A 23,509-nucleotide genomic window follows, 5' to 3' on the forward strand; every position below is an offset into this window, starting at 1 on the left:
TTTACCTGAAATGTTTTACTTATTACCTTTTTCCATGTTCTCGATAAACTTATCGAACAGATATTCTGTATCTACAGGCCCGCTGGAAGCTTCGGGATGGAACTGGGCCGAGAAAAAAGGTTTGGTTTTGTGGCGTATCCCCTCGTTAGTACCGTCATTGACATTCACAAAAAGAGGTTCCCAATCTATCGGTAATGTTTTATCATCGATAGCAAATCCATGATTTTGTGAAGTAATATAACAACGGTTGCTTCCGGGCTGCATCACCGGTTGATTATGACTGCGGTGACCGTATTTTAATTTATAAGTCACAGCACCGGCAGCTCTTGCCATCAACTGATTGCCTAAACAAATCCCCATAATCGGTCTATCACCGGTCAAAATTTTTTTAATATGCTTGATGGTTATATCACATTTAGCAGGGTCACCGGGGCCGTTGGACAAAAAATATCCGTCACACTCTTCCTGAGTAAAATCATAATCCCAGGGAACCCGTTTAATGGTCACATCCCGTTTCAAAAGACAACGAATAATGTTATACTTCACCCCACAATCCACTAAAATCACTTTATATTTTCCGTGTCCGTACTCCACAACTTCCTTTGTAGAAACTTCGGCCACAATGTTATGTTCATTGGGATCATAAAAGGGAATCGAAATATTATCGAATTCTATTCTTCCCAACATGGCTCCATGTTCACGCAATTTCTTTGTCAATGCCCGCGTATCTATACCAAAAAGTCCCGGTACCTGTTGTTCTTTCAACCACTGTCCGAGACTTTTTTGCGAATTCCAATGACTATATGCAAATGAATAATCGGAAATGATAATCGCTGTACAATGAATCTTATCCGATTCGAAAAATTTTGAAACCCCGTTTTCCTCATCATCCACCGGAACTCCGTAATTACCGATCATAGGATAGGTAGGAACCAAAATCTGACCTTTGTAGGAGGGATCCGTCAAACTTTCCGGATAACCGGTCATCGCCGTGTAGAACACCACTTCACCGGAAACCGACTTCTCATATCCGAATGAAGTTCCTTCATAAACAGTTCCGTCCTGCAGAACTAAACGTGCTTTCTTTAAATTTTGCATATCTATTTAAATGAACTAATTTATCAAACGTCCAAATTGGCGCAAAGGTAAAAAAACTTTCATATCACCACAAGAATATTTATGCATTTTTCATGCATTTATATCCATATATTCAAAATCGATATCATTTCAAATTCTGAATTTAATCTCTATCTTTGCCTTATGACCATTATTTAACGATATCATTTATGAGAAATAAAACCAAAAGACTTTTAACTATACGCAAACTGATCGAATCGGAACTCATTTCTTCACAAGAAGAATTATTGTTCCGTTTGAAAGAAATGAACGTCGAAGCTACCCAAAGCACTTTATCCCGGGATTTGAAATTTATGAAAGTTGCCAAAATCCCGCATAAAGAAAAAGGGTATATTTATGTAATTCCTGAAAGTATTCAAAATGAACAACGGGAAGAAAAAGTTTCGGCTATTATCACCGACACCATACTAAGTATCGATTTTTCGGGCAATATGGCTGTTATCAAAACTTTGCCCGGATATGCCAATGCAGTAACCGTCCTCATAGACAGTGAAAATTACTTTGAAATTCTGGGAACTATTGCAGGAGACGATACTATTTTTATCGTTATGCGCGAAGGAGTCAGCCGAAGCGAATTAATCGAAGCATTGACTTCCGTCCATCCGGCTATCCATACCTTATATAAATAAATATTTTCTGAATAAAAAGTTCCATAAACCCTGTCCGAAGGACATCTCTATACTTTTATAAACTTTATAAACTCTATAGTATGCTGTACAATCGAATGTTTTATCCGTTTTAACTCTCAATACATTAGATAAGTCCGGAAATAACAGATTTCTTTTTTTCCTTAAACCTTAATAAAATAATTTAAGCTAGTTCATTTCCTAATTATAAAAATAGTTCGTAAACTTGCATCCCGTATTTTTAACGAAGTATCATGCAAGTTTTAAACACTAAAAATGAACTAATTAGCCTTCTGGAAAATCTCCGTAAAGAAGGGAAAAAAATCGGATTTGTTCCCACAATGGGAGCTTTACATGAAGGACATTTATCCCTCGTAAAAGAAAGTAAACACAATAGTGATATCACTGTAGTCAGTATATTTGTCAACCCAACACAATTCAATGACCAGGAAGATCTGAAAAGATATCCCCGAACACTGGACAAAGATATCGAATTACTGAAAACAGTAGATTGTGATATCGCATTCGCACCTTCTGTTGAAGAAATTTATCCGGAACCGGATACCCGAAAATTCGATTTCGGATATATAGAAACAGTGATGGAAGGAGCGAAAAGACCGGGTCACTTCAATGGAGTAGGTCAGGTAGTGAGTCGTTTATTCGATATTGTTCAACCCGATAAAGCATTCTTCGGAATGAAAGATTTCCAGCAAATCGCTATTATCAAAAATATGGTGAAACAATTAAAATACAACATCGAAATCATTCCGTGTCCGATTATCCGGGAAGAAAATGGACTAGCCAAAAGTTCACGTAACACATTGCTCGATGAAGAATACAAAAAAAATGCTCCTCACATATACGCTACTTTAAAAAAAGCTCGTAACTTAGCTTCACAAATGAATGTCAGTGAATTGAAAAAATGGATTGCTGACGAAATCAACAATAATCCATACCTGGAAACAGAGTATGTCGAAATTGTCGGCGATACCACTCTAAAAGTTGTGGAAAACTGGTCAGAAGAAGGAACTAAAGTAGCTTGTGTAGCTGTATATGCCGGAAAAATCCGACTGATAGATAACATTGTATTCTAATTTTAAATCCATTTTAAAATTATCATCATGTTTATAGAAGTAGTCAAATCTAAAATCCACAAAGCAACCGTCACTGAAGCTAACCTTCAATATGTAGGTAGCATAACGATTGATGTAGCTTTAATGGAAGCCGCTAATATTATCGAGAATGAAAAAGTTCAGATCGTCAATGTAAACAACGGAGAAAGATTAGAAACTTATGTCATTAAAGGCGAAAGAAACTCAGGTGTCGTATGTCTGAACGGCCCGGCGGCCCGGAAATGTGCAGTAGGAGATGTGGTCATCATTATTTCCTATGCATCGATGGACTTCGAAGAAGCTAAAAAACATACGCCAACCTTGGTATTTCCGGACACCAATACCAATCGATTGATATGATCTGGGAATAAATCCCAGATTAAAATAATTGTAAATGAATTACTTATCATTCATAGAAAATAAAATTGTCAGAGAAAAAGAAACTCTGATCCATACTTTGAGTCAATGGAGATTTAAAGAAGAAAAAATTGTTTTCACGAATGGTTGTTTCGATATTCTGCACCGGGGACATATCGAATATCTCGCCCAAGCTGCCGGTCTTGGCCAAAAATTAGTTATAGGATTGAATACCGATGCGTCGGTCAAAAGATTAAAAGGTGATAAACGTCCTGTCAATAACCAGGAAGCCCGGGCTCTCTTACTTGCTTCACTTCTTTTTACAGACAAAATTATTTTCTTCGACGAAGATACTCCTCTGGAACTGATCCGGTTTATTCAACCCGATATTTTAGTAAAAGGAAGTGATTATAAACCCGAAGAAATTGTAGGTTACGACATCGTAAAAGCAAAAGGAGGGGAAATTATAACAATAGATCTTACTCCCGGTTTTTCTACCACTTCTATTCTGCAAAAGCTATAATTGATCAGCGTAATTATATTTTCTGATCGAATCAATTCCCGGAGATTGTTGCTTAGAAAAATATTGTTGAAAAGTTATTAATCGGCTGTTGAAAACTACTTAAAGAAACTCATATCTTTATTTGGATATCTCGTTTTCAACTCTTATTTGATATTTCACCCGAATAACCAAGAAAAGAATTCATTTTTATCTCAAAACATTTATACAAATTACTAACAGTTTTCCACAGTTCAAAATCTATTTTTTTTCTGTGAAATAGGTTACTGACAATTGTTAATAACTCATATAAATTATTGAATAAAAACATATTATATTACAATATCATGTTAGAAACACAGTTCCAATTTTTAAGAACGATAAAATCAAATAAATCGATCAACATTTTTGAAGACAACTAACAGTCTATTATAATCATCATTTTTTTTATAAAAGAATAAAAATATAATAATGAATATATGATTGTTGAAAAACGTCTTTGTGTAACTTTGCAAAACACTTTATTCAAATTTTTATGGAAAGCTATTTCCTTTGAAAAATAAAAAGTAGTAAGTTTGAAGATTGTATTAAAATAGGAATAATATAAGATAAATGGAAATCAAAATTGTAAATCGTTCAAAACATCCGCTACCTGAATATAAAACAAAAGCTTCGGCTGGTATGGATATTAGGGCTAATCTGGAAGAAATCGTCACGTTGAAACCTTTGGAAAGAAAATTGATCCCAACAGGTTTATTTATCGAATTACCCGAGGGATATGAAGCACAAATCCGTCCCCGTAGCGGGTTGGCTTTAAATGAAGGTTTAGGACTATTGAACAGTCCGGGAACTTTAGATGCCGATTATCGTGGTGAATTAGGAGTTATCGTGGTGAATCTCTCTAATAATATGATTACGATCGAAGACGGAGAAAGAATTTGTCAGATGGTCATTAACAAGGTAGAACAAGCCGAATGGATAGAAGTAAATGAACTATCGGACAGCGAACGGGGAGACGGAGGATTCGGTCATACAGGAAAAAAATAATTATAAAATTAAAGAATAGAAAAATATGGTAAGATGGATTGCTTTCATGCTTTGTTTTCTTTTTATTTTACCTGCTTTTGCCGATAAAAAAAAGAAAACGGAGAACATACAGGAGCTAGATGAGAAAACCAGATTAGAATTTGACTATTCTTTTATGGAAGGGGTCAGGAGTAAAATTACCGGGGATTATCAGGCTGCTATCGGATGGTTCGATAATTGCCTTAAAATTCTTCCTTCCAGTTCAGTTGCAAAATATGAAATAGCCGGTATTTTGACTGCAGGTGAAGATTATAACGGTGCTTTGCAGTTAGCTCGTGAAGCTGTGGCCGGAAATCCGGATAATATGTGGTATAAAATATTGTTAGCCAATATTTTGCAAAAGAAAGCAATGATCGAAGAGGCTTGTAATGTATATGCCGATATCATTGCTAAATATCCGAATAAAGAAGAATTTTATTTGATCGAAGCGGAGTTATATATCTCTGTCGAGAAATGGCAGAAAGCGATCGAGGTATTCGACCGTTATGAACAACAGAACGGCATAACCGAACCTGTATCTATCGAAAAAATTAAGTTGTATACTAAACTCGATGATGTTAAGAAAGCATCCAACGAATTATTAAAGTTGATTCGGAAGTTCCCGGATAAGAGCGAATACCTTAGTTTATTAGCTGAACTTTATTTCAATTATAATCAGGATAAAAAAGGATTACAAATTCTGGATCGTATATTGAAGGCCGAGCCTGATAACGGTTTTGTTCATTTCTATTTGGCTGATTATTATCGGAGTAAGAAAGAATTGAAAGAAGCCGATAGACATACGAAAGAAGCTTTAGTCAGTGATAAAATCGAGAATGGATATAAAATACAATATATTCTGAAGTTGATTCTGAATCCTGATACGACATTGACAAGCGATAGTCAGTTGGATAATTATATGAATCTATTGATGCAAAAATATAGCGACGATTTGTCGGTAAGGGCTTTACATTCGGATTTTCTGAAAAAAGATCATAAATTGGCTGAAGCACGGAATGAATTGGAGTATATTCTTTCGAAGGACAAAAATAATTATTTGATTTGGGAAGAATTGCTGCTGATGTGTAACGAGATGGGAGATACCACTTGTATGTATCGGCATGGAATAGAAGCTATAAAGTATTTTCCGGAACAACCTTTACCCTATGCTTTATCGGGAATCGCTTTGATGATGCAAAAACAATTCGCCGAAGCTTTGCCTTTGTTCGAAAAAGGCGTTGAGTTGACAGACGATAAGCCCGAATTAAGATCCCAGTTTTATTCTTATTTAGCTGATTGTTATTACAATTTGGATAGCGTGGAGAGGGCATTCAAGATGTTCGACGAAGTATTGAAAATTAATCCGAACGATATATTGGTATTGAATAATTATGCTTATTATCTCTCTTTGCGGAATGAAAGACTGGCTTTAGCGGAAAAAATGAGTTCACAGGCTGTCGCTATGGAGTCCGATAATGCAACTTACCTGGATACTTATGCCTGGGTGTTGTATAAACGGGGAGAATATTCTCAAGCCAGGTATTATATTAAATTAGCTATAGAAAAGGATAAGGATCCTTCCGGTGTGCTTTATGAACATTATGGTGATATCCTATATCGGAGTGGAGAACACCAGGAAGCTTTGAAGATGTGGAAAAAAGCAGCTGAAATGGGAGGTGGGGTTTCGGAAGAATTGAATGATAAGATACAATCCGGTAAATTATCCGATTAAAAGACGATGAATTGAATGAAATGAGACTGGGTGGACATATATTTTTGTTGATAATCGTAGTTGTTTCAATAGTGTCTTGCCGTTCTGCTAAACAGATAGCGGTAAAAAAGAATATTCCTTCTATAACGGAAGGCCGGCTATTGAAAAATATCGAAAATAATGAATTGGAATATTCTACTTTGTTTGCTAAAAAGATGGATATTTCCTATAAAGACGGGAAAGGATCCAATAGTTTAAAGGCTTCTCTGAAAATTAAGCGGGATAGTTTTATTCAGGCTAATGTTACAGCACCATTAGGAATCGAAGTAGCGCGTATTTTATTGACTAAAGACAGTATCAAATTTGTAGACACTTATCATAAGAACTTCTTTGTAGCCGATTATGATTATTTTTATGATAAGTTCGATGTCCGGGTAAGTTTCGATTGTGTCGAGAAGATCATCACGAATGCTTTTTTTGATTTTCAGGATTGTGCAGGTTTAGGTAAGGAAAAGAAATATAAATTGGATAAGACAGAATTGGGATATGAACTTTCTACTGTAGAAGAAAGGGCAATTAGCCGTAAGATCAAAAAATTCTATAAGAAAAAACGAAAGAATAAAGATTTTATGCTGGTTTTGCAGCGGATTTTAATAGATCCTGAGTATTTCCGGCCTGTAAAAGTATCTGTAGAAGATCTGGATGAAGATATGTCTGTGAGTGTGAATTATGGAGCATTTAAACAGTTTTCGGAAAAGAATTTTCCGGAAAAGATTGTCTTCCAATTAGCGGTTGGAAATAATAAAACCAGTCTGGAATTAAAATTTTTGAAAATAGATTTCGACGTACCTTTGGAACCGAATTTTAAAATTTCTCCTAAATTTAAAAGAATAGAATAATTCATGATCTACAAGTTTTTAGGTATATTGTTAGTTTTGTTTTTTTCGCTTGAGATAAATGTCTCAGCTCAATCGATCAGTGATATTAAAAAACAAAAAGCTAAGACTGAAAAGGAGATCGCTTATTTAAATTCATTGTTGAAGGAAGCCGAAAAGAACAAGTCTGTTTCTACTCAGAAATTGAATATTTTAAGGCAGAAGATTCAACAGAGTAAAAAACTATTGAGTTCTTTAAATCAGGAAGTAGGACTTATTCAGAATAATATTTCTGCCAATGAGCAGCGTATTAAAGAACTGGAAGAGAACAAGAAGTCGATGCTCGATCTTTATGCGAAATTGGTGTATGGTAGCTGGAAAAAACGGAATAAAACAGATAAATTGATGTTTATTTTTTCTTCAGCAGATTTTAATCAGGCTTATAATCGGTTTAAATACTTTCAACAGATTCAGGAATATTCTAAACGTCAATTACATATGATTCAGGCGGTAAACGATTCTTTGGATGTTAAAAACAAAGAATTGAAGGATTTGTTTGCACAAAAGAATACTGCTTTGAATGAAATCGGTGTACAGAGTAAAGAATTAGAATCCGAACAATTGAAAGAAAATCAATATATTGCTCAGATTCAGAAAAAAGAGAAAGATTTTCGGAAAAAATTGCAAGCCGAAATGCAAAAACGTCAGAGGTTGGCTAAACAGTTGGATAAATTGATAGCCAATCAAATCAAGAAATCCGGTAGCACTACTTCGACTTATAAACTGACTCCTGAAGAACAATTGGTATCGAACGATTTTGCTAAAAATAAGGGAAAGTTACCCTGGCCGGTGACTGAAGGATTCATTTCTGAGAAATTCGGTGTATTTAATCATTCGATACATAAATTGGTTGAAGTAGCCAGTCGGGGGATTGGAATTACAACTTCAAAAAATGCTGAAGTGCGTTCCGTTTTTCAAGGAGTGGTTAGTGTGGCTATGTATATGAATGATATCGACAGTTATGTAGTTATTATACGTCATGGAAGTTATTTTACTGTCTATATTAATTTGCAGGAGGTAAAAGTAAATCAAGGAGATGTTGTTAAAACGAAGCAGGTGATCGGAAAAGTTGCTCATGACGAAGAAAAAGGGAGTGTTTTGAATTTTGAAGTTTTTAAGGATACAGAGAAATTGAATCCGGAGCTTTGGTTAGCTAAATAATTGTGATGGAATCTGTGTATGAGAATCTGAAGAATCATTTTAGAAGGAAATTGTCCTGTTTCAGATTAGAGTTATTAGGATTTGATCTGTTGAAGGGTGTAGCGGTTGTGCTTTTTACTTTTTTACTTTTTTTATTCTTCTATGCCGGACTTCTTTCTTTTTTCAGACTTTTACCCGATTTTAAATATGTTCTTTATCTGATTTTATTTTTACTCTTAGGAGTAGAGTTTTTCTTTTTTATCCTTTTACCGTTCATTCGGTTTTTCTTGTCTTTTCGATTATCCAGGGATATTCTTATAAAACAAATCTCGTCTGTTATACCCCGTCAGGTCGACGATATTTTTATATCTGTGTATAATCTGGCTTTTCGGGATAAATTGGTTATCGGACAAACAGTGTTAAAACAAGCGGCTTTTAATCAAAAATATCGACAGCTGACCGCATCCCGTTCTTTTTTGTCTTTTCCCAGAATATTGTATCTTAAATTATCGGTTATTGTTGTTTTTCTTTTTGTTCTTCTTTTCTTTACCGGTTTTGAATGGTATGATTATTATTCGGATTTAAAAGATTACAGACAGGTTTCGGGCCCTTCGAATGAGGTAGGTTTTCACATTTTAAATCGAAGTTTGGAAGTAGAATATGGTAAGACCTTTCAGGTGCAATTGAGTCTTTCCATTCCCAATGCAACTGTAAAACCTGTTTTTATTTGTTATGGCGGAGGAGAATTTTTAATGACTTCCGTTGATTCAATTTTTACGTATGATTTCGAACTGGTTAATAATGATTTGAAATTTTATTTTAAAACGCAGGATCAAACTAGCGATTCTTATCTTTTGAGGGTGTTGCCGACTCCTTCTATCGACGGTTATCGAGTGGTAGCTATTTCTCCTGCTTATACAGGAAAGGAGCCCGAAATTTTAACCAATACAGTCGATTTGCAAGTGTTGTACGGTTCGGTTTTACAATTTGAATTGACCTATTCTAATTTGGATTCTTTATTTTTTGAAGATAAAGAACAAAGTATTTCTATTCCTTTGAAGTCGGTATCTAAGACCGATTTTTCCAGACAGATAAAAGCTTCGGGAGAATATATATTGTCCGGTAGTAATGCTTATTTTTCTCATCGTCAATTATTGAATTTCAATATTATATGCATTTCTGATTTATACCCTGGAATTCAAATTACGGAGATTCAGGATTCTTTGAAAAATTCTCTTCATTATTTTTATGGGGTGATTACCGATGATTATGGATTTTCAGATCTATGCTTCAATTATTCCCTGGGAACAGACAGGACTGTCGTTGTACCGGTATCTTTTATGAAGAATTTGAATACACAGGAATTTTATTTTAGTTTTGATTTTGCTGAATTTGCCGGTACCGATAAAACGGAAATAAATTATTATTTTGAGGTTTTTGATAACGATAATCTCTCCGGTCCGAAGAGTACCCGTTCTTCCCGGCTGATTTACCGGATTCCTGATTTAAATACTATTTTTGATTATAACCGGGAAGTTAGTCAATCGGTCAACAATGATCTGAAGAAAGCTGAGAAAATAGCAGGTGAAATTGTTACCGGTATCCAGGATTTACGGAAAAAATTATTGGATAATACGACTGATGATTGGGAAAAGCAACAGTTGTCGAAGGAGGTTGTCCGGAAAAAAGAGCAGTTGGATCGATTATTGGAAGCTGTAAAAGAAAATAATCAGAAGAAATCGGATTTGAATCGAAGTTTTACTGTTCAGGACAGTTTATTGATCGATAAGCAAAAGAAGATTCAGGATTTACTGGACCGTTTGATGGATAGTGAAATAAAACAGTTGTTGGATGAATTTTCAAAGCTTTCCGAAGAATTTTCGAAAGATAAATTTAAAAGTTTGGACGAAAAAATGGAATTTACTTTCGATCAGGTCAGTGAAGAATTGGATCGGAATATTGAATTGTTGAAACGGTTTCAAATCGAAGAGAGGCATGATTTGATTTCTAAACAAATCGATCGATTGAAATCGGATCAGGCCCGTTTAGAGCGTTTACTGGAAAACAAATCGTTCGATCGGGATTCTGCTTATTCCCGGAACAAAAGCATATTGAATGATTTGAGAGCGATAGAAAATAATTATGAAGAGTTGATTACAGAGAATTCAACCTTGTCAGAACCTTTCGATTTGAAAGATTTTAAGACCGATTTCGATCGATTGTCTTGGAAAATGCAGCAACAAAGGCAAAATATATCCGGGAATAAGAAAGATAAAAAGTTGTCAGAAGAGATTGAAGATGATCTTTTCGAACTTTCAAAAAGAATGAAACAACAACAAGAACGAAATTTTGTTAATAAATCCTTGCCTCAGAATGATATTGAATTGATAATTCAAAATATTTTAATAATTTCGCTATCACAGGAAGAATTGTTACAGCAATTTTCTGATGTACAAGCTCAAAGTTTGAAATATAATGAGTTAGGCCGTATTCAGGATTTAAAAAGACAGGAATATAAGATAATAAAAGATAGTTTATCTGTCTTGGCTAAGTCGAATTTGATGCTAGCTTCTCTTTTGGACCGAAAGTTTTATGATCTTGAAGTAAAATTCGGATTATTACCGGGTTACATTCAGGATAATAGACGCAGCGATTTATTAAGGGAACAACATTATATTATTAATTATTTGAATGATATTGCTTTATCTTTGACCGATGCATTACAAAAAGCTAAGGAAGAAGTAAATCGATCCGGTAAACGACAAGGAGAAAAAAATTCCGATAAAGAAAGACAAAGAAATTCATCAGGTGATAGTGGATATCCTAAAATGAAGCAATTTCAACGTAATCTGAAGAAGCAATTGGAAGATTTAGTTTCTCAAATGAAAAATGGTGAAAAAGGTAAACCTTTACATCAAAGAATCAGTAATATGATCAGAGAGAACGAACTCTTCAGAAAGAGTTTGAATGAATTTATTTCAGAAGCTGGTTCGATGTCAAGCAGAGAAAAACAATTATTGAATGAGATCAACCAATTGATCGATCAAAATATTAGAGATATGGCTAATTATTCGGTTTCCGGTCAATTAATTAATCGGAATAACTTAATTTATAATAAATTATTAATGTCAGAAAAAGCATCAAAAGAGAAAGAGGATTTTGAAGATAAACGTAAATCTGAATCGGCCACTCAGACTCGGTTTCATCGGCCTGAGCAGATGTTTGAATTTCAAAAGAAATCGGCTTTCATTAAAACGGATATTCAAAAGTCTGATTTGAAATTAAATACTTATTTTAAATCAATGTACAACCATTACTATATAAAGCTTGGGAATGAATAAATTATCAATTTCAATTTCGTCAGAAATCAGTAATATTGTCAAAGTTGAGAATTTTGTAGAAACTTTTACTGATTATTTTGCTTTACCGTCTGTATTGTATGGTAAGATCAGCTTATCGGTTATCGAAGCGGTTAATAATGCTATTTTATCCGGAAATAAACGCCAACCGGATAAAATGGTGAGTTTAGTAGCTGAGAAAACAGATAAACAATTTAAGGTGACAGTCAGTGATGAAGGAGAGGGGTTCGATTATGAAGTTATACCGGATCCGACTTTACCGGATAATATCAATAAAATAACCGGTCGTGGGCTATATCTGATGAAAACTTTGTCCGATGAGTTAATATTTGAAAACGGAGGTTCTACGGTGACTTTGGTTTTTAATTTGTAGTGAATGTGTGTGTCAGCGTTTTTATTTTGTGGGAAAGATTTCCTGGGTTATAATAACGTTTTTAAGCTATTTCAATGAAAGAAATTTTGTTTTATAGAGAAGGAAAAGCAGACTATCCTTCTTTTTTTTCTGATAAGCTGATATGTAAATGGATCGAGGTGATTGCCGGACATTATAATAAATCGGTAGGTGCTATCAATTTTATTTTTTGTGACGATGATTATATACTTGCTGTAAATCGTCAATATTTGAAACACGATTATTATACTGATGTTATTACTTTCGACTATTGCGAAGGAGATGTACTTTCGGGCGATGTATTCATTAGTTTGGATACAGTGAAATCGAATTCCGAAATGTTTTCTACTTTTTTTGAAAATGAGTTCTGTAGGGTGATTTGTCATTCAGTTCTTCATTTAATCGGATTTAAAGATAAAACGGATGTCGATAGTAAGGAAATGCGTAAAAATGAAAATATTTGCTTAGATCTTCTTAAAACGCTTTAAAATGGCAAATCTTTTACCGGATTATGATGTAATTGTTGTCGGCGCCGGACATGCGGGTTGTGAAGCTGCCTGTGCAGCAGCTCATTTAGGATCTCATACCTTATTGATCACCCTGGATATGAATAAGATAGCTCAGATGTCTTGTAATCCAGCGATAGGAGGTATTGCTAAAGGTCAGATAGTGAGAGAAATAGATGCTTTGGGAGGTTTGACCGGTATAGTGACCGATCAGAGCTCGATTCAATTCAGAATGCTGAATCGTTCGAAAGGTCCTGCCATGTGGAGTCCTCGTTCACAATGCGACCGGATGAAATTTTCTGCTAATTGGAGGTATCAGCTCGAGCATACGGATGGTTTGGATATGTGGCAGGATGATGTAGTAGAGTTGGTAGTGAAAGATAGGCAGGTTTACGGGGTTAAGACAGCCTTGGGGGTCGTTTTTAATGCGAAACGGGTGATTTTAACCAACGGAACTTTTTTAAACGGCCTAATGCATATAGGTCGGGTAAGTTTCGAAGGAGGCCGTATTTCCGAGCCGGCTTCTCACGGTTTAACAGCTCAATTGTGTAGCTTGGGATTCGAAACGGGGCGGATGAAGACCGGTACTCCTGTCCGTATAGACGGAAAAAGTATCGATTTTTCTAAATTGACCGAACAAGGCGGGGATAATGATTTTCATTGTTTTTCTTATTTGCATTATGATTATAGGAATACTCTGATCCAAAGGCCTTGTTATATGGCTTATACTAACGAAGCTGTACATCATGCTTTGAGGCAGGGGTTTACCGATAGTCCTTTATTCAACGGCACTATACAGAGCGTTGGTCCTCGTTATTGTCCCAGCATAGAGACTAAATTGAATACTTTTGCCGATAAGACCAGTCATCATTTATTTTTGGAACCGGAGGGAGAAACTACTACAGAGTTTTATTTAAACGGTTTTTCTTCTTCATTGCCCTGGGATGTACAATTGACCGGTTTGCGTTTGATTGAAGGTTTCGAGAATGTAAGAATTTTCCGGCCGGGTTATGCGATAGAATATGATTATTTTCCTCCTACACAGCTTTATCATACTTTAGAGACTAAATTGATTCAAGGACTTTATTTTGCCGGTCAGATCAATGGAACGACAGGTTATGAGGAAGCAGCAGCACAAGGATTGATGGCCGGGATCAATGCCCATTTATCTTTACATTCTTCAGTTGAATTTGTATTGAATCGGGATGAAGCATATATTGGGGTACTCATAGACGATTTAGTGACGAAAGGAGTGGATGAACCTTATCGTATGTTTACTTCCCGGGCAGAATATCGTATTTTATTGAGACAAGATGATGCGGATATGCGTTTGACACCTAAGGGATTTCAGATTGGTTTAGTTACTAATAATAGACATAAGATATATTTGGATAAAATAGAGAAGAGAGATTTGTTAATTGATTTTATTAAGAATTTTAGTGTTAAACCTGATGAAATCAATTCTTTTCTACTTTCATTGAATACAGCACCTATCCGACAAGGAATGAAGTTGGTGGATATTCTTAGTCGTCCTCAAGTGGGATTATTGGCTTTGATCGATGTTTTACCTTCGTTGAATAATTTTATCGGGGAATTTGTTTTGCGTGATGAAATCATTGAAGCTGCTGAAATTTCTATAAAATATTCGGGATATATCGAGCGGGAACGAATGTTAGCCGATAAATTATCCCGTTTAGAGAATCTAGTCATTGCTGGAAAATTTAATTACGAAGAACTCACGAATTTGTCTATTGAAGCTCGTCAAAAATTGTCAAAGATTCAACCTAGAACAATAGGTCAGGCTTCTCGTATAAGTGGTGTGTCGCCAGCTGATATTAATGTTCTTTTGATATTGATGGGACGGTAAAGAGGCGAATGTTTCACGTGGAACATAAAAAAGGTGCGAAGGGTGAAATATGTGTTTTATAAAATATTTTTATAAAAGAATTTTTGAACCGATGAGAAAAATTGAAGGTAATATTATTGATATCTATAATAACCGGATTTTTCCCGGAACAATTTGTATAGACCATGGAATAATTACCGATATTTTAGAAAATTCCAATTCTTATCAAAATTTCATAGCGCCTGGTTTTATAGATGCTCATGTACATATTGAAAGTTCGATGCTGGTGCCTGAAGAATTTTCAAAACTGGCTATTTCGAAAGGGACAGTAGCCGTTATTAATGATCCTCATGAAATAGCCAATGTTTTAGGAATAGAAGGTATTCGGTTTATGATAGAAAATAGTTGGAAAGCACCCATCAAAATTTTCTTTTCAGTGCCTTCTTGTGTTCCCGCTACTTCTTTTGATTATTCAGGAGCTGAAATAAATTCTGATCATATCGAGGAATTATTACAAAACTATTCGTTTGTTTCTCTATCGGAAATGATGAATATATCCGGAGTATTACAAAAAGATACTGAAGTATGGCGTAAATTGAAATTAGCTGAAAAATATAATATACCGATCGATGGGCATGCTCCGGGGATAATAGGGGAAGTTTTGAAACAATATGTAAGTGCAGGCATTTCTACTGATCATGAATCTGTATCTTTATCCGAAGCTTTGGAAAAAATTTCTTTAGGAATGAAAATTCTAATTCGGGAAGGAAGTGCAGCTAAAAATTACGAGGCTTTAAAATCCTTGATAAATAGTCATCCTTATTCTTTGATGTTTTGTACAGATGATTCTCATCCCGGAGATTTGATTCATTGCGGGCACATCGATAAGATAGTTCGAAGAGCTATTGCTGATGGTTTCGATTTATTTCAGGTTTTGAGAATAGCTTCTCTTCATCCTATACAACATTATCACTTACCGATAGGTACACTTCGGATAGGAGATCCTGCTGATTTTTGTATATTTGAAGACTTAAAATCATTTTCAGTATCGGAAGTTTACATACAGGGTGAACTTAAATATTCTAGTTCTTGGTCTATGCCGGATATTAAAGCTGAAGTTTCTGATTTTTCGAATTTGAATCAATTCAATCGGAAATTACTCCAGCTTTCCGATTTGAGAAAACCCATAACATCCGATATCGTTTCTATCAAGGTGTATGATGGGGAATTAATTACAGATAAAGTAATTTTTTCAAATCATGATTCATTCGATAATTTTGAATCTGATTTGGATAGAGATATACTCAAGATTATTTATCTGAATCGTTATGAGAATAAACCTCCTCAGATTGCTTTTATACATGGAATAGGTCTGAAAAAAGGTGCTTTTGCAAGTAGTATATCGCATGATTCCCATAATATCATTGCAGTAGGATGTAATGATCAGGATTTATTAATTGCTCTTAATTCTATTATTTCAGCAAAAGGAGGACTTTCAGTGGCATCTGAGGGAGAAGTTGACATTTTATCTTTACCTATTGCCGGTATTATGACTGATGAAAATGGTGAAAAGGTAGCTATGATTTGGAATAAATTAATTCAAATTTTGCATCATAATGGGTGTATACTCGATTCACCTTTTATGACTCTTTCTTTTATGGCTCTGATTGTGATACCTGAATTGAAAATAGGTGAAAGAGGATTGTTCGAATATAGTAAATTTAAGTTTTTAGCAGATTGAATTTGTTATGGCTTTATATGATGACCATTTGAAAAAAAAGATTAGTGAATTACCTTCTTCACCTGGAGTATATCAATATTTCGATTCTTCTGGAGTAATTATATATATTGGAAAGGCTAAAAATTTAAAAAATAGGGTATTATCTTATTTAAATCAAAGTAATCAGTCAAATAAAACCCGGATTTTGGTCAATAAAATCACGGATTTACGGTATATTGTTGTAAATAGTGAGCAAGATGCATTACTTTTAGAAAATAATCTGATCAAAAAATATAAGCCGCGTTATAATATTTTATTGAAAGACGATAAATCTTATCCCTGGATTTGTATTAAGAAAGAACCTTATCCCCGGGTGTTTCTTACCCGCCGTTTTGTACACGACGGATCGGAATATTTCGGTCCTTATACTTCGGGAAAATTTGCCCATGTACTGATTTCTTTAATTAAATCTTTATTCAAATTACGGACTTGTAAGCTTGCATTAAATACGAAGGCTGTCTATAACAACCGTTTTAAAGTTTGTTTGGAATATCATATCGGTAATTGTCTCGGGCCTTGTATTGGTAAAATACAGGAAGAAGAATACGATGAATTTATCAGCCAGGTGAGGAATATTTTGAAAGGTAATTTGTCTTCTGTCATTCAGGTTATGACCAGGAAGATGAATTCGTATGCGGAATCACTGCATTTTGAGGAGGCCAATCGAATGAAAGAAGCACTTGAAGCCATTAAAAATTATCAATCTAAATCGACTATTGTCCGTACTACGATTCACGATACAGATGTTTTTTCTTATTTGGAAGATGAGAAATATGCTTATGTTAATTTTTTGAGAATTGTTCATGGTGCTGTTATACAAGTACATACAGTTGAATTAGAAAAGAAGATCGAAGAAGATAAGGAAGCTTTGCTTGCTTTCGCTATCTATGAGATCCGCCAATTGGTGAATAGTAATTCGAAAGAAATTATTGTTCCTTTTTATCCGGATGTTCAATTGGAAGGAGTGCAATATGTGATACCTCAACGAGGTGACAAGAAACAATTATTGGATTTGTCCGAAAGAAATGTATCCTATTTTAGATTGGATAGAGAACGGCAGAGGAATCTAAAGAAAGAAGATTCGAGTTTTAATATATTGAAAACCATTAAGTTAGAACTAAAACTGCCTACATTACCGCATCGTATGGAGTGTTTCGATAATTCGAATATTCAAGGGACTAATCCAGTGGCTTCCTGTGTAGTTTTTATCGATGGTAAACCGGCTAAAAAAGAATATCGAAAGTTCCACGTGAAAACAGTCGTCGGGGCGGACGATTTTGCTTCTATGGAAGAAATTATTTTCCGGAGATATAAAAGAGTATTGGATGAAGGTCTGGAATTACCGGATCTGATCGTGATCGATGGAGGAAAAGGACAGTTACATTCGGCTGTAAATAGTTTGAAAAAATTAGATCTATATGGGAAAGTACCGATTTTAGGATTGGCAAAACAAATGGAAGAAATTTATTTTCCTGAAGATAAGGATCCTTATCTGTTGGCTAAAAATTCGATGGCTTTAAAAACGTTGATGCATATCCGGGACGAAGCCCATCGATTTGGTATTACATTTCATCGTAAATTGAGAGAAAAATCACAGATTAACAGTATATTAGGTGATATTAAGGGTATCGGAGAAGCAACTGAAACTATATTATTGCATGAATTTAAGTCAGTTAGTAATATCAAACAAAAGTCTATTGAAGAACTGGCTAAGGTGATCGGGAAGAAGAAAGCACAACTTATTCATGAGTATTTTCATCAAGAAACCGAATAATAAGAGTTTATCCGAAAGAGTGCCGAGGTAAATCAGCTGCTTTAAAGCTTAATATGTATTGTTTTAATACTGATTGGCGAATCTGTAGTTCCGATCGTAAATATAAGTTGTAAACTTTAGATTCGCCAATCGGTCTTTAAGGCAGTCACAAAAAATAGAAAAATTTTCTATAAACAGCCTTTTATTTAGTTATTTGACAGGTTTCAGGGTATTTCGATATACTTCTTTATCGTTTAATACTTCAACCGCTTTAGCTACTTCTTGATCATGCTGGACTTTATATTCTATTACCCCTTGCAGATAATAGTAACGTTGAATGAATTGTTCTGTTAAAAACGAAGTGATCTCATCTTTAAAGAGGTCCATATCGCGGTCGATAGAATGGGTGAAATCATTTTCCAAAGCGGCAATTTGTTCTTTGGCGGTGTCATAATACTTTTCGGCTTTGGCTGCTTCGATCAATTTATTCAATATCTGTTGTGATTCGGTTTCATAACTGAATTTCTTTTCTTTCAGATAGGTTTTGAATTCGTTGTATATTTCATCTGTAATTTTAAATTCATTGATAGGGGCAATATTGGGGTGCCGAAGGGCATAACTATTGATAAAATCAAATGTTAGATCTTGTAAAACAAGTTCTTGAGTGATTCTTGCATAATCTTCCGGAGTAATTTTAATATCCGGACTGATTCCGCCACCGTCATACACTTTTCTTCCGGATTGGGTTTTAAATTCTGAAATCAAAGAATCGGGCACTTTTCCGACACTTCCGTCAGGGTTCCGGTGGGAATAATCCAAGGCCTGAATACACCTTCCGCTAGGAATATAATATTTTGCGGTGGTAACTTTTAATTTCGTATTGTAGGCCAGATCGCGGACTGTTTGAACCAATCCCTTTCCGTAGGAACGTTCGCCTATTAGAACAGCTCTATCGAGATCCTGAAGAGCACCCGATACGATTTCAGAGGCCGATGCTGAACCCCGGTCGATCAATACTACTAAAGGCATATCGGGTACGATGGGATTATTTTTGGCTGTATATTCTTTATCCCATTGTTTTACTTTCCCTTTGGTGTCGACTATTTTGGAATTTTTCGGAACGAAGAAATTCACTATTTCAACGGCTTGATCCAGAAGACCTCCTGAATTTCCTCTTAGGTCCAGAATTAAAGAAGAGGCTCCTTTGTTCTTTAGTGAGATAATTGCCGAACGGACATCTGCAGCAGATTTATCGGTAAAACTGGTTAGATAGATATATCCGGTCGTATCGTTAACCATACCGGAATAAGGGACGCTCGGTAGTTGGATTTTTTCTCGTATAGCTTTCTTTTCTAGTGGTTTAGTCTCAAATTCACGCTGAACTTTTATGGTGATTTCTTTTCCCGGTTGTCCTTTTAATAAAGTACTTACCTCTTCCGTATTTTTACCTTTCACCGAAATTCCGTCGATAGCCAGGATGATATCTCCGGGAAGTAATCCGGCTTTATCTGCAGGAGAATCTTTATAAGGCTCCCGGATAATGACCTGATCTCCTTTTTTACTGATGACGGAACCGATACCGGCATATTCTCCGGTAGTCATCAGTTTTACATCTTCCATTTCGGATTCCGGATAATAAACAGTATATGGATCCAAAGATTTTAACATGGCTTTTATTCCTGTAGTGACCAGGTCACCGGGATTGACTTCATCGACATAAAACATATTTACGTCTCTGAACAGAGTGGCATAAATATTCAGCTGCTTACTGATTTCAAAGCTTTTATCATCGTTTCTCAGTGCGGTCAATCCGAGAGTGATCGAGATGAATGCTATGCCAACAAGTAGAATTCTTTTTGTTTTCATTTATATTTTAAATTTTTGTTTGTGATACAACACCTGATTTTTAATTAACGAAAATACGATATATAATTGATAATTGAAAATGGTAAATTGAAAATTAGCAAATCCTTAAGATGGATTGTTATTTTTTAAGGCACAGGATCATAGCCGCTGCCTCCCCAGGGATGACAGCGGAGTAGTCTTTTTATAGCCAGCCATAATCCCTTAAAAGGTCCGTGTTTTCGGATAGCTTCGATCGCATACTGGGAACAAGTGGGTACAAAACGGCAGGTGGGTGGCTTTAAAGGGGAGATACAGTATTGATAAAACCGAATCGGTAAAAGTAATAAGTGACTGATTATGCATTTAATAAGTGTCATACGATCGTTTTACCGGGATCAGGAAACAGAGGATAGTAAAGATGGAATCTTCTTCAGTACACTTTTTATGGCCTTTTCGGTTTTAGAAAAAACCGGAAGATTCTGATCGAGGTAGATAAATAGAATATCTACTGTATGTCCGGGGATTATATGCTGATAGAATTCGGGTTTGTTTAAACGGTAAGCTTCACGGGTCAGCCGTTTTACCCGGTTACGTTTAACAGCCCTTTTAAATTTCTTTTTACTCACGCTGATCGCTATCCTGGCAGGATATTCTCCGGGTATAGACGAATCTTTGAGTACGACCCGAAACGGGTATTTTACAAAGCTGATCTCAGAAGTCAATAGTTCTTCGAAAAGAATTTTACTACATAGACGTTCGGCTTTGCTGAGTGAGTACATAAATGCAGGTTGGTAACTTATAGGGAAGCTAATCACAAAAAGTTTGACTTTTTATGATTAGCTTCATTTTTGAATTATTTTGTTTTGTTTTCTTTGTTATAACGCTTTATAAACTCTTCGATAGCCATTGTCATGGAAGGACATTGGGGTGTCGGAGCTTTTATATCCAGCCGTAATCCTGCTTCTTCGACTGCAACTGCAGTTGCAGGTCCGAAAGCTGCTATAACTGTGGTATCCTGAACGAAGTCCGGGAAATTCTGGAATAAAGATTTTATACCGGATGGGGTATAAAAAGCTATGATATCGTATTCTTTCAAATTTTTGATATCGCTCAGATCGCTGGAAACCGTTTTATAAAGAATAGCTTTCGTGTATTTCAGATTCAACTGATCCAGTAATCCGGGAATATTTTCTTTGTGGATATCGGAAAGAGGTACAAGAAAATTTTCTGTTTTATGTTTCAGTAAAATTTTAGTCATATCATCCACTTTCTTATCCCCATAGAAAATTTTTCTTTTACGGTAGACGATGTATTTTTGTAAATAAAAAGCCGTTGCTTCCGAAATACAAAAATATTTCATCGTGTCCGGTACCGTTATTCTTAACTCTCCGCAGATTCTGAAAAAGTGATCTATAGCTGTACGGCTGGTAAAAATAATAGCAGTGTGATCAAGAATATTGATCCGTTCCTGTCTGAATTCTTTAGCTGTAACTCCTTCAACCTTAATAAAAGGACGAAATTCCAGTTTTAAACCGTATTTTTCCGCTAGTTCAGAATAGGGAGATTTTTCTGTAGTTGGTTGCGGTTGCGATACGAGTATCTTTTTTATCTTCAAAGCAGTAAAGTTTTAAATTAATACCCTGATGTTATTCTACCATCTTGTAAAGCACAAGAAGTGGCATGATTTCGAGGGCACAAAGGTACAAAATCATATACAAAATTGAAACCCTATGCGTGATTAATATTTCAATCCATCTTATAATTTTAACAATCATAAGTAAAATTGCACCGAATATAACTATCTTTAATAGAGGAATAACAGCAAAAGATTTCACGAAAAAGATTGCAATTACAAAAGGTGAAATCAAAAGTCCTGACAAAATATTGTAAGTCCATAAATTTACGATGACTTCGTCGGCCATATTTTTAGCGTTAAAAGTCCATCCGAATAACCGGACAATCAAGAGAAGAAGAAAATGATAAAGAAATAAGCCGATGAAAAGATATAATGTAAATAAATTGATAAAACTTCCTTCGATGACATAGACGATACCGATAGAAATGATGGAGAAGGACAAACATAAGGATAGAATATAACAGATCAGATTGGAAGATATTCCTTCATTCAAAATAATTTCAGCTTTCTTCCTTTTTAATAATGTATTCAATAGATTGTAAAACAGATCTTTACCTCTTAATCTTACAAATGCAAAAATAATTAGGAAACCGACTGTGAATAGTACGTTTCCGAACAGATCTTTATTGTGTTCCAACTGTGTCGAAGGTAAAAATCGACCAGCAGGCATATAGATTTCAAATGTGTCTGTTTCAGTTTGATGTAATGGTAGAATAGACAGGCTATCTTGTTCAGAATGAAAATATGTTATATCGGTATTTGGCATTGAATCTGTAGGTGATGTTGAAACTGATTTCATGGGATCCTTCTGTTGATTTTACTAAATTTCCAAGAGACATATCGTAGGAATAAGCCAGACGATATTCAAATTTTTTATTGGCAGAATTCAACTTGAGTCCAAGTTTGAAAATGATCGCTTTATAATTTTCTTTATCGCTGTTCAGGAGCTGAGAACTATACCATACTCCACCGAATAAGGGATCGGTGGTGATATCCGAACCGACGATAAAGTTATCGAATGAGGAGGAAGATAATAATCGATCTCCTCGGTTTTCATATAATAATCCCGGACAAACATATAAACTACTTTTTTTGTCGAGGCTATAAAGGGAGGTTCTGATAAAACTATTCCATTGTAAACTCAGTTTGATCGGAATCCGGGCATTTTCTTCGATAAAATTGTCTTTGGGGCGGGTGAAATGATTGACGGAAAATCCGATGAAATTATGCATAAATTCACGGTAATGACGTTCCCAGGGAACATAGATCATAAAACCTGTACTGAAATCCCAATAATTTTGTTTTTCATTGACAATGTCCAAAGCCGGTAACGGTAGAATGTTACCGTATATTTCATGAAGATTCCCGGAATAAATGTATTTGTTCGGATTCAGCCTTTCGTCATAATAAGAACCTTTCACTCCTAATTGAAAGTAGATATTTTTTTCTTTGTTGAAATACCCTCTCCAGGAGTAGGATAGTCCGATACTGTTCGATTTTATAAAACCACCCCCTTCATCACTTGAAATAACGGATAATCCGAATCCATAATTATTGTATGTTTTTAAATCGGCGGAAAAAAAAATCGTTGAAAAATTACCCGGAAATTTGGGCCAGAGTTTCCGATAGGTCAATTGTCCGTTGAATTCACCTTCATTCAAACCAACGAAGGAAGGATTATAATAAATCCGATTCTCCCAAAATTGAGAAAAGGAATAATCCTGAGCGAAGCTAGCCGGAGTATATATGAAAAATATAAAATAGAACAGGATTCTATTTTTAATAAATACTCGCATATTGGTTTGATTGAA

21 protein-coding genes are annotated in these 23,509 nt (G+C 35.2%); 14 read left to right on the forward strand and 7 right to left on the reverse strand.

From position 1 onward, the window contains the following. Positions 1-15: 15 nt before the first annotated feature. Entirely contained in the window at positions 16-1,098 is a 1,083-nt protein-coding gene (carA, locus tag WS34_RS03865; protein ID WP_013612915.1) for a glutamine-hydrolyzing carbamoyl-phosphate synthase small subunit, read from the reverse strand. Positions 1,099-1,286: 188 nt separating this feature from the next. On the opposite strand from carA, the gene argR reads away from it, so the two are divergent. The 14 genes from argR to uvrC all read left to right on the forward strand — a co-directional run bounded on the left by argR (position 1,287) and on the right by uvrC (position 18,238). Further along, complete coding sequence (gene argR / locus WS34_RS03870) at positions 1,287-1,766, forward strand: arginine repressor (RefSeq protein ID WP_013612914.1); 480 nt, start codon at positions 1,287-1,289, stop codon at positions 1,764-1,766. 251 nt (positions 1,767-2,017) lie between these two features. Next, on the forward strand, positions 2,018-2,857 hold the full coding sequence (panC, locus tag WS34_RS03875; RefSeq protein WP_046403264.1) for a pantoate--beta-alanine ligase: 840 nt from the start codon (positions 2,018-2,020) through the stop codon (positions 2,855-2,857). A gap of 27 nt (positions 2,858-2,884) precedes the next feature. Continuing rightward, positions 2,885-3,235, forward strand: coding sequence for an aspartate 1-decarboxylase (gene panD, locus WS34_RS03880; protein WP_013612912.1), 351 nt, complete (start codon positions 2,885-2,887; stop codon positions 3,233-3,235). Positions 3,236-3,269: 34 nt separating this feature from the next. Continuing rightward, the gene (gene rfaE2, locus WS34_RS03885; protein WP_013612911.1) at positions 3,270-3,755 is read left to right on the forward strand and encodes a D-glycero-beta-D-manno-heptose 1-phosphate adenylyltransferase; all 486 of its coding nucleotides are present in this window, start codon (positions 3,270-3,272) and stop codon (positions 3,753-3,755) included. 588 nt (positions 3,756-4,343) lie between these two features. Beyond that, on the forward strand, positions 4,344-4,778 hold the full coding sequence (dut, locus tag WS34_RS03890) for a dUTP diphosphatase (RefSeq protein WP_013612910.1): 435 nt from the start codon (positions 4,344-4,346) through the stop codon (positions 4,776-4,778). A gap of 25 nt (positions 4,779-4,803) precedes the next feature. Beyond that, positions 4,804-6,528, forward strand: coding sequence for a tetratricopeptide repeat protein (locus tag WS34_RS03895; RefSeq protein ID WP_013612909.1), 1,725 nt, complete (start codon positions 4,804-4,806; stop codon positions 6,526-6,528). A 20-nt stretch (positions 6,529-6,548) separates the two neighbouring features. After that, positions 6,549-7,406, forward strand: coding sequence for a lipoprotein insertase outer membrane protein LolB1 (lolB1, locus tag WS34_RS03900; RefSeq protein WP_013612908.1), 858 nt, complete (start codon positions 6,549-6,551; stop codon positions 7,404-7,406). Positions 7,407-7,409: 3 nt separating this feature from the next. Further along, a complete protein-coding gene (locus WS34_RS03905; RefSeq protein ID WP_013612907.1) occupies positions 7,410-8,603 on the forward strand; it encodes a murein hydrolase activator EnvC family protein in 1,194 nt (397 codons plus the stop codon). Between the two features lie 626 nt (positions 8,604-9,229). Then, complete coding sequence (locus WS34_RS03910; protein ID WP_286693619.1) at positions 9,230-11,923, forward strand: coiled-coil domain-containing protein; 2,694 nt, start codon at positions 9,230-9,232, stop codon at positions 11,921-11,923. Continuing rightward, positions 11,916-12,314: an ATP-binding protein gene (locus tag WS34_RS03915; RefSeq protein ID WP_013612905.1), complete on the forward strand. Its 399-nt coding sequence runs from the start codon at positions 11,916-11,918 to the stop codon at positions 12,312-12,314. The genes WS34_RS03910 and WS34_RS03915 overlap by 8 nt, the downstream gene beginning before the upstream one ends. 74 nt (positions 12,315-12,388) lie before the next feature. Then, complete coding sequence (gene ybeY, locus WS34_RS03920) at positions 12,389-12,820, forward strand: rRNA maturation RNase YbeY (RefSeq protein WP_087382079.1); 432 nt, start codon at positions 12,389-12,391, stop codon at positions 12,818-12,820. 1 nt (position 12,821) lies between these two features. Next, on the forward strand, positions 12,822-14,705 hold the full coding sequence (gene mnmG, locus WS34_RS03925; RefSeq protein ID WP_046403269.1) for a tRNA uridine-5-carboxymethylaminomethyl(34) synthesis enzyme MnmG: 1,884 nt from the start codon (positions 12,822-12,824) through the stop codon (positions 14,703-14,705). A 91-nt stretch (positions 14,706-14,796) separates the two neighbouring features. After that, the gene (gene ade / locus WS34_RS03930) at positions 14,797-16,425 is read left to right on the forward strand and encodes an adenine deaminase (protein WP_046403353.1); all 1,629 of its coding nucleotides are present in this window, start codon (positions 14,797-14,799) and stop codon (positions 16,423-16,425) included. Between the two features lie 7 nt (positions 16,426-16,432). Beyond that, complete coding sequence (gene uvrC, locus WS34_RS03935; protein WP_013612901.1) at positions 16,433-18,238, forward strand: excinuclease ABC subunit UvrC; 1,806 nt, start codon at positions 16,433-16,435, stop codon at positions 18,236-18,238. A 189-nt stretch (positions 18,239-18,427) separates the two neighbouring features. Here uvrC and WS34_RS03940 read toward each other — a convergent pair whose 3' ends face one another. The 6 genes from WS34_RS03940 to WS34_RS03960 form a co-directional block, all read right to left on the reverse strand. Continuing rightward, complete coding sequence (locus WS34_RS03940; protein WP_013612900.1) at positions 18,428-20,083, reverse strand: S41 family peptidase; 1,656 nt, start codon at positions 20,081-20,083, stop codon at positions 18,428-18,430. 125 nt (positions 20,084-20,208) lie between these two features. Continuing rightward, a complete protein-coding gene (gene yidD, locus WS34_RS15400) occupies positions 20,209-20,439 on the reverse strand; it encodes a membrane protein insertion efficiency factor YidD (protein WP_013612899.1) in 231 nt (76 codons plus the stop codon). 18 nt (positions 20,440-20,457) lie between these two features. Continuing rightward, positions 20,458-20,841, reverse strand: coding sequence for a ribonuclease P protein component (rnpA, locus tag WS34_RS03945; RefSeq protein WP_022160858.1), 384 nt, complete (start codon positions 20,839-20,841; stop codon positions 20,458-20,460). Positions 20,842-20,915: 74 nt separating this feature from the next. Next, on the reverse strand, positions 20,916-21,677 hold the full coding sequence (locus tag WS34_RS03950; protein WP_013612897.1) for a uroporphyrinogen-III synthase: 762 nt from the start codon (positions 21,675-21,677) through the stop codon (positions 20,916-20,918). A 31-nt stretch (positions 21,678-21,708) separates the two neighbouring features. Continuing rightward, positions 21,709-22,497: a DUF4271 domain-containing protein gene (locus WS34_RS03955; RefSeq protein WP_286693620.1), complete on the reverse strand. Its 789-nt coding sequence runs from the start codon at positions 22,495-22,497 to the stop codon at positions 21,709-21,711. Beyond that, positions 22,430-23,494 (reverse strand): PorP/SprF family type IX secretion system membrane protein, encoded by a 1,065-nt coding sequence (locus WS34_RS03960; RefSeq protein WP_013612895.1) that lies wholly within the window; start codon positions 23,492-23,494, stop codon positions 22,430-22,432. Before WS34_RS03960 ends, WS34_RS03955 begins: the two co-directional genes overlap by 68 nt. Positions 23,495-23,509 lie beyond the last annotated feature (15 nt).

Origin of the sequence: Odoribacter sp. N15.MGS-14 (assembly GCF_000980245.1) — a bacterium.
Taxonomy (GTDB): Bacteria; Bacteroidota; Bacteroidia; order Bacteroidales; family Marinifilaceae; genus Odoribacter; species Odoribacter splanchnicus.

Excerpts from the sequence above, each read along its gene's own strand:
- carA (WP_013612915.1), bottom strand. The coding sequence starts at position 1,098 with ATGCAAAATTTAAAGAAAGCACGTTTAGTTCTGCAGGACGGAACTGTT.
- argR (WP_013612914.1), top strand. The coding sequence starts at position 1,287 with ATGAGAAATAAAACCAAAAGACTTTTAACTATACGCAAACTGATCGAA.
- panC (WP_046403264.1), top strand. The coding sequence starts at position 2,018 with ATGCAAGTTTTAAACACTAAAAATGAACTAATTAGCCTTCTGGAAAAT.
- panD (WP_013612912.1), top strand. The coding sequence starts at position 2,885 with ATGTTTATAGAAGTAGTCAAATCTAAAATCCACAAAGCAACCGTCACT.
- rfaE2 (WP_013612911.1), top strand. The coding sequence starts at position 3,270 with ATGAATTACTTATCATTCATAGAAAATAAAATTGTCAGAGAAAAAGAA.
- dut (WP_013612910.1), top strand. The coding sequence starts at position 4,344 with ATGGAAATCAAAATTGTAAATCGTTCAAAACATCCGCTACCTGAATAT.
- WS34_RS03895 (WP_013612909.1), top strand. The coding sequence starts at position 4,804 with ATGGTAAGATGGATTGCTTTCATGCTTTGTTTTCTTTTTATTTTACCT.
- lolB1 (WP_013612908.1), top strand. The coding sequence starts at position 6,549 with ATGAGACTGGGTGGACATATATTTTTGTTGATAATCGTAGTTGTTTCA.
- WS34_RS03905 (WP_013612907.1), top strand. The coding sequence starts at position 7,410 with ATGATCTACAAGTTTTTAGGTATATTGTTAGTTTTGTTTTTTTCGCTT.
- WS34_RS03915 (WP_013612905.1), top strand. The coding sequence starts at position 11,916 with ATGAATAAATTATCAATTTCAATTTCGTCAGAAATCAGTAATATTGTC.
- ybeY (WP_087382079.1), top strand. The coding sequence starts at position 12,389 with ATGAAAGAAATTTTGTTTTATAGAGAAGGAAAAGCAGACTATCCTTCT.
- mnmG (WP_046403269.1), top strand. The coding sequence starts at position 12,822 with ATGGCAAATCTTTTACCGGATTATGATGTAATTGTTGTCGGCGCCGGA.
- ade (WP_046403353.1), top strand. The coding sequence starts at position 14,797 with ATGAGAAAAATTGAAGGTAATATTATTGATATCTATAATAACCGGATT.
- uvrC (WP_013612901.1), top strand. The coding sequence starts at position 16,433 with ATGGCTTTATATGATGACCATTTGAAAAAAAAGATTAGTGAATTACCT.
- WS34_RS03940 (WP_013612900.1), bottom strand. The coding sequence starts at position 20,083 with ATGAAAACAAAAAGAATTCTACTTGTTGGCATAGCATTCATCTCGATC.
- yidD (WP_013612899.1), bottom strand. The coding sequence starts at position 20,439 with ATGACACTTATTAAATGCATAATCAGTCACTTATTACTTTTACCGATT.
- rnpA (WP_022160858.1), bottom strand. The coding sequence starts at position 20,841 with ATGTACTCACTCAGCAAAGCCGAACGTCTATGTAGTAAAATTCTTTTC.
- WS34_RS03955 (WP_286693620.1), bottom strand. The coding sequence starts at position 22,497 with ATGAAATCAGTTTCAACATCACCTACAGATTCAATGCCAAATACCGAT.
- WS34_RS03960 (WP_013612895.1), bottom strand. The coding sequence starts at position 23,494 with ATGCGAGTATTTATTAAAAATAGAATCCTGTTCTATTTTATATTTTTC.